This is a genomic window from Eubacterium callanderi (genome assembly GCF_900142645.1).
GTDB lineage: Bacteria > Bacillota > Clostridia > Eubacteriales > Eubacteriaceae > Eubacterium > Eubacterium callanderi.
The window spans coordinates 1-11,580 of sequence record NZ_FRBP01000023.1; the positions used below are offsets into that span (position 1 = coordinate 1).

The following is an 11,580-nucleotide window of genomic DNA, read 5'->3' on the forward strand; positions in this document are numbered from 1 at the left end:
GCCACGCATTAGGGACCAGACAATATGTTACGTGGTTATTGTACCACAGGAATGGAGAAAAAACAATGATCCAATACAGGGGCGTTCCGCCATAATGAAGCTGTGCGACGCCATATAACCACTTTAAGTCAAAGCCTGATCCGCGGGCTTTAAACGCGGAAATAAAAAAAACTAAATCGATTTGTAAAAAATTACGCAAGATAAAAACGGACGGGCGCTCATTCCCGTCCAACCTGAACAGTCAAATTTTTAAGCTTTAATGGATTTTGAAAAGCCGGAGGGCAGGGCACTGTTACTCCGGCCAAACATTCTCAAAAAACCAAAGGAGAAAAAACATGCAATTAAGTGAAATTAACAGCGGCGCCTTGCAGGAAGTCTTCGACTATGAGTTCGACAAGGTTCTCAGAAACATCCGGGACGTTAACACCGATCCCAAAGCAAAACGGAAGGTCACCATCGAGATGACCATTAGCCCCAATGAGAAGCGCACCATCGGTGATATTGACTTCAAGGTGAAGCACACCGAAGCCCCGATCAACGGCTTTGCCACCGCCATTACCATCACCGAAGATGGCCGTAAGGTCGTTGCAGAAGAAATCGGGAACGAACTTCCCGGTCAGATGAACGTTGAAAATGTACTTGAAATGGAAGGAGTCAAATAATGGACTTAACACGTGAATTTATTGAAAAGATTGAAGAAATGGCCGGCCCGAAAACCATTGAAGCGGGGAGCGTGGAGTACACAAGGGAAAACCTATTTCCGGTACTGCCACCAAAACCAGTATCTCTGCGGACGAAGAGCCTGACAAGCATCGTGGACTATCTCAGAAGCAATATTGACGAAGAACCCCCAGCATATACACTTATTCATGTGTATGGGCCAGAGACGGTCACGGTCAACGGTTCTTTGGATTGTTGTACCCGTACCCGGGAAGAATTCCTGGAAGCCACCGCGCCAGTACCGCATATCCTGTTTAACGAGTACATGGACCGCGAAGCCTTCAACGTCATGCTGCAGTCCTGCTTCAAAGGTCAAGGTGACAGGGATGCCGTTCTGAAAGTGGTTGGCAACATCTGTCTGGATCAGAACAGTGGTGTAGAGGTTTCCGACGACGGTGTGACCCAGAACGTGGAAGCAAAAACAGGCGCAGTGTTAAAAACCAAAGCCACGATCCCGAACCCCGTCCGCCTGGCACCGTTCCGAACCTTCACCGAGGTGGAGCAGCCCGAGAGTGCCTTTGTGCTGCGCATCAACCAAAACATGCAGGTAGCGCTCTTTGAAGCCGATGGCGGCGCCTGGAGGCAGGAAGCCATGAAAAACATTCAAGCCTACCTGATCGAAGCCCTGAGCGATGAAGACGGGAACTGCCCTTACACCATTATTGCATAGAAAAAAGCCGGGTGACGCAGCCACGTCATCCCGGCAATCATGAAAAATATTCTATAAGTGAGTATATCACGATTGGAGTAAAAAGTAAATGGACTTCCCATACGAAAAACAATGCAGCGTCTGCGGCATGATCTATGAGGACCACCAGCCCATTGAGCAGGAACCCTTTGTATGCCGATACTGCAGACAACAGCTTAAGGAAAAACACCATGAAAAAAAGAAATTCGATTCCAGATCGGGTGGACCTTCTCCGGGACATTAAGACCCTGTCCGCTTTAAAACGGCGTTTTCTGAGTCAGAATTCCTGGGCAACCCAGGCCATCGAAGACGCCGTCTATGTCATGGAAAAAGAAATTGTGAGGTTAAAACATGATCAAAATCAACAAACTTGAAATCGAAAACGTCAAGCGCATCAAAGCCGTAAAGGTGGAGCCCACCAAAGACGGCCTGACCATCATCGGCGGGAAGAACAACCAGGGAAAGACCTCGGTACTCGACGCCATTGCCTGGGCCCTGGGCGGGGAGAAGTACCGTCCGTCCAAGGCTGTCCGGGACGGGTCCGTCATCCCGCCGAACCTGCATGTCGTCCTGTCAAACGGGATCGTCGTGGACCGCAAGGGCGTCAACAGCGCCCTGAAAGTCACCGACCCGGCAGGAAAGAAAGCCGGCCAACAGCTGCTCAACAGCTTTGTGGAACAGCTGGCCCTGGACCTCCCGCGGTTCATGGAAGCAAACGACAAAGAAAAGGCCGACACCCTGCTGCAGATCATCGGCGTGGAAGACCAGCTTCTGGAGCTGACCCACGAAGAAAACGAGCTGTACAACCGGCGCCGGATGATCGGCCAGATTGCCGACCAGAAAAAGAAGTTTGCCAAAGAACAGCCCTATTTTCCCGACGCCCCCAAAGAACCCGTTTCCGCCAGCGACCTGATCAAAGCACAGCAGGAAATCCTGGCCAGAAACGGTGAGAACCAACGCAAACGGGACAGCCTGAAAGACATCACCGACAGTAAAGAACGTCTTTGGAATAAGATGCTAATCATTGAGCAGAAAATCGCAGACCTTCAAAAACAACAGGAAGCGCTCCAGAAACAATACCATCAAGCACGGGAAGATGAAGACATGGCCATGAAAACCGTTCAGGAGCTCCAGGACGAATCCACCGAGGAACTGGAACAGAACATTGCCAACATCGAAGAAATCAACCGCAAAGTCCGGGCCAACCTGGACAAAGACAAGGCTGAGCAGGATGCCCTGGACTATGAAAACCAGTACCGGGAACTGACCGCCACCCTGGAGGATACCAGGCAGAAAAAGACCGATCTGCTCAAAAACGCCGATCTGCCGCTGCCCGGCCTGTCCGTTGAGGACGGCAAGCTGACCTACAACGGTTATCCCTGGGACAACCTCTCCGGTTCCGATCAGCTCAAGGTGGCCACCGCCATTGTCCGGAAACTCAACCCCGAGTGCGGGTTTGTCCTCATTGACAAGCTGGAACAGATGGACCTTGACAGCCTGAAAGCTTTTGGCGACTGGCTGAAACAGGAAGGGCTCCAGGCCATTGCCACCCGGGTCTCCACCGGCGAAGAGTGCAGCATCATCATCGAAGACGGCTACGGCGGCGATCTTTCTCCTGAAAAAGAAACAGAACCGCCAAAAGAACAGAAATGGAAAGCAGGTGAGTTTTGATGGAAATCATCACAGGAAAAATCCAGACCGCTAAAAAAGTGGCCGTGTATGGCCCCGAAGGCATTGGCAAGTCCACCTTCGCCGCCCAGTTTCCCGATCCCCTTTTTATCGACACCGAGGGGAGTACCAACGACATGGACGTCAAGCGCCTGCAGCGGCCCAGCAGCTGGACCATGCTCATGGAACAGGTGAATTATGTCAAGAAAACGCCAGGGCTTTGCAAAACCCTGGTCCTCGACACCGCCGACTGGGCCGAGATGCTGTGCATGAACGAAGTCTGCGCGAAAGCCCAGAAAAAAGGCATCGAAGACTTTGGCTACGGCAAAGGCTATGTCTACTTATCCGAGGAATTCGGAAGACTTTTAAACCTTTTGGAAGAAATCGTGCGCTCCGGCATCCACGTGGTCTTAAACGCCCACGCCTTGATCCGGAAGTTCGACCAGCCCGATGAGATGGGCTCCTATGACCGGTGGGAGTTAAAGCTGCAGAAGAAAACCGCCCCTCTGGTCAAGGAATGGGCCGATATGCTGCTCTTTGCCAACTACAAGGTCTATGTGGTCAACGTGGACGGCCAGGGCGCAGAAAAAGGCAAAAACAAAGCCTCTGGGGGCAAGCGCGTCATGTACACCAGCCATATGCCGAGCTGGGACGCCAAAAACCGCCAGGGCCTGCCCCCAGAACTGCCCTTTGAGTACGCCCAGATCGCCCATATCATCGAGGGCGTAAAGACAGCGCCGGCTCAGGGACAGCAGAAAAATTTGCAGCTGGCAACGGTTAAAACGCAGACCGAGACGCCAAACACACCACCAGAGAATCGATTGAGATACTGGTACAACAAAGAAACGGATACGGCATCTTATACGGCCGACGGCAGTCAACCAAGTGATCCCGCATTGAGTGAAGTCACCAAGGAAGAGTATGACGCGTTTATGCAGTATAAAGAAGCTCTGGAAGGAATTGAAACGTCCGCAATCGAAACCTTGGGCGATCCCGATTTCCATGAGATCCCCGAGACCGCCCCCGGCATCCCCAGAGCCCTGGCCGACCTGATGCAGGAAAACCAGGTAACCGAAGGGGAAATTCAGGCCGTTGTGGCCCTGAAAGGCTATTACCCCAAAGACACCCCCATTGCCAACTACGAACCCGACTTTGTGAGTGGCGTTCTGGTCGGGGCGTGGCCACAGGTATTTTCAATGATAAAACAAACACGAAAAGGAGCATAAACAATGATTGATAACAACACACAAATGATGGAAGACAGAGAACTTGACTGGGACGATGAGATTGAGCACGACAGTCCCGATTTTATCTTACTGCCCGAAGGCGATTATGATTTTGAGGTCGTGGAAATGGAGCGCGGCCGCTATCAGGGAGGTGACAAAATCCCGCCCTGCAATAAGGCGACCGTCCACTTGAAAATCGAGACCCCGGATGGCATTAACATTATCAGGCATCCACTTTTTATGCACACCGCAACCGAAGGGCTGCTCTGCGCTTTCTTTATGGGGATCGGGCAGCGCAAAAAAGGCGAGAAGCTGCGCATGAACTGGCCGGCAGTGGTCGGTTCCCGCGGCCGGGCAAAGGTCGGCATCCGAAAATGGACCGATGACAAAGGCCAGGAACATGAGATGAATCAGATCAAGCGTTTCTATGAGCCCGAAGACCCGGCGCCCTTTGAAGCCAAACAGACCAGCTTCACCCCGGGGGCCTTCTGATGGAGCTGCGACCCTATCAGCAGGCATCCAAAGCTGCGGTCTTTAAAGAATGGGAACAGGGGCACCAGAAAACACTGCTGGTGCTCCCCACCGGCACCGGCAAGACCATTGTCTTTTCCAAAATCATCGAAGACTGTGTCCGCCAGGGTGACCGTGCCCTGGTTTTAGCGCATCGCGGTGAGCTTTTGGATCAGGCCGCCGACAAGCTGCAGCAGTCCACAGGCCTTCACTGCGCCACCGAAAAAGCTGAGCAGACCTGTCTGGGCAGCTGGTTTCGCGTGGTGGTCGGCTCTGTCCAGACCCTCATGCAGAAAAAGCGCCTGCGGCAGTTTCCAAAGGACTATTTTCAGACCATCATCGTGGACGAAGCCCACCACTGCATTTCCGACAGCTACCAGAATGTTTTGAACTACTTTGATCAGGCCAAAGTCCTGGGCGTGACCGCCACCCCCGACCGCGGGGATATGCGCAACCTGGGCACCTACTTTGAGTCTTTGGCCTACGAGTACACCCTGCCCAAAGCCATCAAAGAAGGCTACCTCAGCCCCATCAAGGCCATCACCATTCCCCTCAAACTGGACCTGTCCGCGGTCAGGCAGCAGGCCGGAGACTTCAAGGCCAGCGACCTGGGCACCGCGCTTGACCCGTATCTGGTTCAGATCGCCGCCGAGATGCAGAAAAACTGCGCAAATCGAAAGACCGTGGTTTTCCTGCCTCTGGTCAAAACCAGCCAGAAGTTCAGAGACATCTTAAACACCATGGGCTTTCAGGCCGCCGAGGTCAATGGCAGCAGCCAAGACCGGGCCGAAGTTTTAAAGGATTTTGAAGAGAACAAATATAACGTGCTCTGCAACAGCATGCTGTTAACCGAAGGCTGGGACTGCCCCTCCGTGGACTGCATTGTGGTCTTAAGGCCCACCAAGGTCCGCAGCCTGTACTGTCAGATGGTCGGGCGGGGAACAAGGCTCAGTCCCGGGAAAGACCATCTTTTATTGTTGGATTTTCTCTGGCATACCGAACGCCATGAGCTGTGCCATCCGGCCAACCTGATCTGCGAGAGCGAGGAAGTGGCCAAAAAGATGACCGAAAACATCGAAGCTGCCGGCGGGCCCGTGGACATCGAGGAAGCCGAAAAACAGGCCGCTGAGGACGTGGTGGCCCAAAGAGAGGAAGCCCTGGCAAAACAATTACAGGAAATGAAAAAACGCAAGCGCAAGCTGGTGGACCCATTACAATTCGAGATGAGCATCCAGGCAGAAGATCTGGCGAGCTACAGTCCGTCCTTTGGCTGGGAGATGGGGCCGCCGTCCGATAAACAGGTCAAAGCCCTTGAGAAACTGGGAATTTATCCGGATCAGATCGACAACGCTGGAAAGGCGGCTTTATTACTGGACCGTCTTAATAAACGTCGCGTTGAAGGTCTGACGACCCCGAAACAGATTCGTTTTTTGGAAGGCCGCGGTTTTGACCACGTCGGCGCCTGGAATTTTGACACCGCCAGACACCTCATTGACCGGATTGCCGCCAACGGCTGGCGCATTCCGCCGGAGATCGATCCGGCCACCTATAAAGGAGTATAAAGTATGGAAAAACAGCGTTTACCCGAATTATTAGAATACATTGACCCCGCGATGCTGGATTACCAGGACTGGGTAAACGTCGGCATGGCGCTCAAGGAAGAGGGCTGCAGCGTCTCCGACTGGGAAGACTGGAGCCAGCGTGACCGCGCAAGGTACCACGCCGGGGAGTGTGAAAAGAAGTGGCACAGCTTCAAGGGCACCGGAACCCCGGTCACCGGGGGCACCATCGTGCAGCTGGCCAGAGAGCACGGCTGGTCCCCGGCCGTCTCCGGCCATGAGCTGGACTGGGACGATGAGATCAGCGATGACGAACTGGTCATTGTGGATAAAAACTGGATGGAATCCCAGGAGATCACCGAACCCCAGGAATGGAACCCGGTCGCAGAACTGGTGCGTTACCTGAGCACCCTCTTTGAGTCCACCGAAAACGTGGGCTATGTGACCGAGAGCTGGGAGAAAGATGGCAAGTACCTGCCCTCAAAGGGCTGCTGGGACCGGACCGCCGGAGAACTCATTGAGCAGCTCCAGAAGTGTAAAGGGGATATCGGCGCCGTGCTGGGGGATTACAAGCCCGAGGTGGGGGCCTGGATACGGTTTAACCCTCTGGATGGAAACGGCATTAAAAACGAAAATGTGACCGATTTCCGCTATGCCCTGGTGGAATCCGACAACATGGACATCGGCGCCCAGAACGCCATCATTCGCGAGCTGGAGCTGCCCGTGGCCTGCCTGGTCTACAGCGGCGGCAAAAGCGTCCACGCCATTGTAAGAATCGACGCCGGAGATTACAGTGAGTACCGCAAACGCGTGGATTACCTGTATGACGTCTGTAAAAAGAACGGCCTGAAAATCGACAGCCAGAACCGGAACCCCTCAAGACTTTCAAGAATGCCCGGCATCATGCGGGGGCAGCACAAACAATTCCTGATTGATACTAATATCGGGAAAGAATCCTGGGCCGAATGGCAGGAATGGATCGAGGGTGTCAACGACGACCTTCCCGAGCCCGAGAGCATGGCCTCAGTCTGGGATCACCTCCCAGAACTCTCGCCCCCTTTAATTCAAAACGTCTTGCGCATGGGGCATAAACTGCTGCTGGCCGGTCCCTCAAAAGCCGGGAAGTCCTTTGCCCTGATTGAGCTGTGCATTGCCATTGCCGAGGGGCGGAAGTGGTTAGAGTGGCCCTGTAAAAAAGGCAAAGTGCTCTACGTCAACCTGGAGCTGGACCGGGCCAGCTGCCTGCACCGGTTCAAGGACGTGTACCAGGCCTTAAATTTAAAACCCGAAAACCTGGCAAACATTGGCATCTGGAACCTGAGAGGAAAGTCCGTGCCCATGGACAAGCTGGCCCCGAAACTCATCCGGAGAGCCGCCAAAAAGGACTACATCGCCGTGGTCATTGACCCCATCTACAAAGTTATCACTGGAGACGAGAACAGCGCAGACCAGATGGCCACCTTCTGCAACCAGTTTGACAAAATCTGTACCGAGCTGGGCACAGCCGTCATCTACTGCCACCATCATTCAAAAGGCAGCCAGGGCGGCAAGCGTGCCATGGACCGTGCCAGCGGGTCCGGCGTTTTCGCCAGAGACCCCGATGCCCTTCTGGATCTGATCGAACTGGAACTGAACGACAACATCCTCACCCAGGAACGCAATAAAGCCGCCTGTAAGGCCATTGAACGCTATCTGAACAGCAATGCCGTTAACTGGGAAAAGGACGCCTCACAGGACGATCTGCTAAGCAAACGGGCCATGCAGGAGCTGGCCGAGATCCATCTGAGCCGGGCACAGTACAAAGACCTTCAAAAGGTCATTGACGCAGCTGAGCAGAGCGTTGACCAGCTGACCGCCTGGCGGATTGACGGCACCCTCCGGGAGTTCCCGAAATTCCAGCCTGTGAACCTCTGGTTTGACTACCCGGTGCACCAGATCGACCCGACCGGCGCCCTGAAAGACATTGATCCCGAAGGGGACGCTCCGCCCTGGAAAAAGAATTTTTCAAAGAAAAAGACCCCGGAAGAGCGGAAGGAAGAAAAGCGCCAGGAGCTTGAAATTGCCTTTGAAGCCTGCAGCATCGAAGGCCGGATTACCATCCAGTCTTTGTCTGAATTTCTCGGGGTGAGTGAAAAAACAACACGCAGGCGGGTGCAGGAGCACGGTGGATTTTGGATTGACAACAGCGAAGTCGGAAGGAAATAGGCAGGGACAAACCGGAAATTTGTCCGTCCCTGTCCTTTGGACAAACACGAAAGGACAATTGTCCGAAAATCGGGACAAAGTCGAGAAAACACCGATAATTTCCCGGATAGGGACAAAGTCGGTAAAAATCCCTCTTTGTCCCAGGGACAGACAAACTATATATATTACATATATATACAGTGTCCCTGTCCCAACAGGTCAGCGGGGGAAGTAAGGCGGGCTTAAGCACGGCCCGCCCTACTCCTTCCTCCCCTGTCCACTGACAAAGAAGTTTTGACTGAAAAAAGGAAACTTTAGAAAGGTGAAGCGCATGAGCAAGACTATTTATAACGAGCATCGCTACACGGAAGGGTATATCAACCCAACCGCCGGACAGGCGATTGAAAATATTGAGCGCGAAGAGCGCAGGAAACTAAAAGATAAAAAACCGCCGGAAAACCGGCAGAAGGGAAAAGACCATGACCATCAACTCAAGGAATAAGGGGAAGCGCGGCGAGCTGGAGTTTGCGAAGCTCTGCCAGAAGCAGGGCTACACAGACAGCCGGCGTGGGCAGCAGTACAGCGGCATCGAAGGCGAGGACGTCGTGGGCCTGCCCGGCATTCACGTGGAAGTCAAGCGTGTGGAGTCCCTGAACATTGAAAAGGCCCTGCAGCAGGCCATCCGGGATGCCGGTGACTTGATCCCCATTGTGGCCCACCGGAAAAACCGAGAGGACTGGAAGATCACCATGCCGGCAGCCTTCTGGTTTGAGCTTTACAAAGCATGGGAGGAGAAACAAAATGACTGAAAACCAGCAAAAATACGCCGATCTGATCAAGCATGCGCTGGAAAGCGATCGAACCATGATTCTGATCGAGCCCATGAAAATGGCCCTAATGGAGGCGCTCCGGGTGCACGTGCAGCCAAAGGGAGAAAAACGCCGGTCCTTTGACGCCATTGTGCCCACAGAAAAGGGGAACTGGGATGTGGCGGTGAAGAATCTGAGGACGCGGATTAATCATGTGTATGGGGGTAAGGTTGTATGAGACCGGTCCTTAAATATCCCGGTGCTAAGTGGAATCTGTCCAGCTGGATTATTAGCCACATGCCACCCCACGAGAGCTACCTGGAGCCATATTTCGGCAGTGGCGCGGTGTTTTTTAACAAAGAACCCGCGCGGATTGAGACGATTAATGATATGGACGGCGAAATCGTGAACTTTTTTAGTGTTTGCAGAGAGCATCCAGAGGAACTGGCCAGGGCGATCAATCTTACACCGTGGGCAAGGCAGGAGTTAAAGGAGAGTCAAGTGGTTGCCGATGATCCGGTAGAACGTGCAAGAAGGACGGCAGTTGGCTGCTATATGACATTTGGAGCCAGAAGGTGTAGCCGAAGTTTTCGTCATACTACCAGCAAAACAAAAAATGGCGGGCCGGATAACGCGAAGCTTTGGAGTAAGCTGCCGGAAACCATCATACAGGTGGCACAGCGTTTAAAAGATGCTCAAATTGAAAACCGACCTGCGATTGATTTAATAGAGAGTTTTAACGGACCGGAGGTGTTAACCTATCTGGATCCGCCATACATGAAAGCTACCCGAACCCTAAACGGAGACCAATATTACCATGAAATGGATGACGCGGATCATGAAGTCCTTTTGAACACCATCATAAATTATCGCGGCAAAATTATCCTTTCTGGATATGACAATGCCCTTTACAATGATTATTTAAAAGGCTGGGAAAAGCGTAGTATCAAAAGCCAAATTGAGCGCGGTGGTACCCGGACAGAAATCCTTTGGATGAATTTTGAACCAGAAATGAAGCAGATGAAAATGGAGGTGCTATTATGATTAAACTCGATCCAACAAAAATATACTACTTGTCCCATCCGTGCACGAGTGTGGGGATGATGGCAGAAAACAAGAACCATGAGCAGGAGTGTGCAGATGACATCTTGGGCGCCCAAGAAGGCGTTTCGTACCGGAGCCGACCATGGAAGAATAAGATCAAGCTGATCCGGCCCTTGACCGTGATCCCAGAGTGCATGCCGGGATATGAAGCCATGAAACGGTGCGTGCTGCTTCTGGCGGCCTGTGATGCCATCATCATGTGCGGCGACTGGAAACAGTCAGAAGGCTGTAAAATGGAGTTGCAGGCCGCGAAGGCAAATGGGCTTGAAGTTCTGTATTATGGGCAGGTGGTGAAAGATTAGCCTATGAATCCAACCGAGATTAAAGCAGAATTGGAACGACTAAACCAGATACGCCTAGATGTTTTGAAATATCAAGGCCCAGAGAAGGTGAAATCAGAGACAAGCTACACGGATGCGGATAGTATCCACGGGAACCATCGTCGGGCGGCGATCGATATTTTTGAGGAATACCAGCGTGTTACCGACAGGATGGACGCCCTGAGACAAGAGCTTAAAGACTGTGTTGACCGCTTTGAGAGTTTAGCAGAGAAAGTATTGTTTCTGGTGAACGTATACGGCATGACGCAGAAAGAGGCGGCAGAGTATTTGGGGTATAGTCACAACTACGTAAGACACGTTTATTCGGATTTGAATAAATAACACACTTTATAACACACTTCTCAGCACAGTTTGGGCCATAAAAAACACCCGATATGTGGTATAATGGCGTTAACAAGAGTGTAATCAAGAGGCCACGGCAGGAGATGGGGTCTTTTTTCGTACGTAAAAAAGAGAGGTGAGGTGGTTGCCGGACACAAGAGATTTAGCTTATCAGGATTATCTCGATGGCATGAAATACAAAGATATCGCGAAAAAATATGGTGTCAGCCTGTCCGCTGTAAAGTCCTGGGCAGCACGATACTGGAAAAAAGAAAGTTGCAACCCTGCAACCAAAAAAGTTGCAACCAAAAGGAAAGACCAGAAGATTATCACTGAAGAAGTTGATCAGGTCATGGGCAATAATGGTCTCACCGATAAACAGCGCCTGTTTTGCTTGTGTTATATTCGGTGCTTCAACGCAACGAAAGCAGCCATAAAAGCCGGGTATAG

15 protein-coding genes are annotated in these 11,580 nt (G+C 52.2%); all 15 read left to right on the forward strand.

The genetic code is table 11. The features are described from left to right. The first annotated feature begins 335 nt into the window (after positions 1-335). On the forward strand, positions 336-662 hold the full coding sequence (locus BUC22_RS21105; protein WP_073383732.1) for a hypothetical protein: 327 nt from the start codon (positions 336-338) through the stop codon (positions 660-662). After that, entirely contained in the window at positions 662-1,390 is a 729-nt protein-coding gene (locus tag BUC22_RS21110; protein WP_073383735.1) for a hypothetical protein, read from the forward strand. The genes BUC22_RS21105 and BUC22_RS21110 overlap by 1 nt, the downstream gene beginning before the upstream one ends. Positions 1,391-1,599: 209 nt before the next feature. Continuing rightward, the gene (locus tag BUC22_RS21115) at positions 1,600-1,782 is read left to right on the forward strand and encodes a hypothetical protein (protein ID WP_073383738.1); all 183 of its coding nucleotides are present in this window, start codon (positions 1,600-1,602) and stop codon (positions 1,780-1,782) included. Then, complete coding sequence (locus BUC22_RS21120; protein ID WP_073383740.1) at positions 1,760-3,079, forward strand: AAA family ATPase; 1,320 nt, start codon at positions 1,760-1,762, stop codon at positions 3,077-3,079. Before BUC22_RS21115 ends, BUC22_RS21120 begins: the two co-directional genes overlap by 23 nt. Continuing rightward, complete coding sequence (locus BUC22_RS21125; protein WP_073383742.1) at positions 3,079-4,302, forward strand: ATP-binding protein; 1,224 nt, start codon at positions 3,079-3,081, stop codon at positions 4,300-4,302. The genes BUC22_RS21120 and BUC22_RS21125 overlap by 1 nt, the downstream gene beginning before the upstream one ends. 3 nt (positions 4,303-4,305) lie before the next feature. Then, complete coding sequence (locus BUC22_RS21130; RefSeq protein ID WP_224168781.1) at positions 4,306-4,794, forward strand: DUF669 domain-containing protein; 489 nt, start codon at positions 4,306-4,308, stop codon at positions 4,792-4,794. Next, the gene (locus BUC22_RS21135) at positions 4,794-6,374 is read left to right on the forward strand and encodes a DEAD/DEAH box helicase (protein ID WP_073383745.1); all 1,581 of its coding nucleotides are present in this window, start codon (positions 4,794-4,796) and stop codon (positions 6,372-6,374) included. Before BUC22_RS21130 ends, BUC22_RS21135 begins: the two co-directional genes overlap by 1 nt. A gap of 3 nt (positions 6,375-6,377) precedes the next feature. Then, positions 6,378-8,576, forward strand: coding sequence for an AAA family ATPase (locus BUC22_RS21140; protein WP_073383748.1), 2,199 nt, complete (start codon positions 6,378-6,380; stop codon positions 8,574-8,576). A 310-nt stretch (positions 8,577-8,886) separates the two neighbouring features. Next, positions 8,887-9,057 (forward strand): hypothetical protein, encoded by a 171-nt coding sequence (locus BUC22_RS22000; protein ID WP_158577872.1) that lies wholly within the window; start codon positions 8,887-8,889, stop codon positions 9,055-9,057. Further along, entirely contained in the window at positions 9,035-9,364 is a 330-nt protein-coding gene (locus BUC22_RS21145; protein ID WP_187367891.1) for a hypothetical protein, read from the forward strand. Before BUC22_RS22000 ends, BUC22_RS21145 begins: the two co-directional genes overlap by 23 nt. Next, entirely contained in the window at positions 9,357-9,602 is a 246-nt protein-coding gene (locus tag BUC22_RS21150) for a hypothetical protein (protein WP_073383750.1), read from the forward strand. Before BUC22_RS21145 ends, BUC22_RS21150 begins: the two co-directional genes overlap by 8 nt. Further along, positions 9,599-10,408, forward strand: a complete 810-nt coding sequence (locus BUC22_RS21155) for a DNA adenine methylase (RefSeq protein ID WP_073383753.1) — start codon at positions 9,599-9,601, stop codon at positions 10,406-10,408. The genes BUC22_RS21150 and BUC22_RS21155 overlap by 4 nt, the downstream gene beginning before the upstream one ends. Continuing rightward, positions 10,405-10,770, forward strand: a complete 366-nt coding sequence (locus tag BUC22_RS21160; RefSeq protein ID WP_073383755.1) for a DUF4406 domain-containing protein — start codon at positions 10,405-10,407, stop codon at positions 10,768-10,770. Before BUC22_RS21155 ends, BUC22_RS21160 begins: the two co-directional genes overlap by 4 nt. Positions 10,771-10,800: 30 nt before the next feature. Next, on the forward strand, positions 10,801-11,130 hold the full coding sequence (locus BUC22_RS21165; protein WP_143163960.1) for a hypothetical protein: 330 nt from the start codon (positions 10,801-10,803) through the stop codon (positions 11,128-11,130). Between the two features lie 145 nt (positions 11,131-11,275). Then, positions 11,276-11,580: terminase small subunit (locus BUC22_RS21170; RefSeq protein WP_200805561.1), on the forward strand; the 305-nt coding region annotated here is incomplete at its 3' end.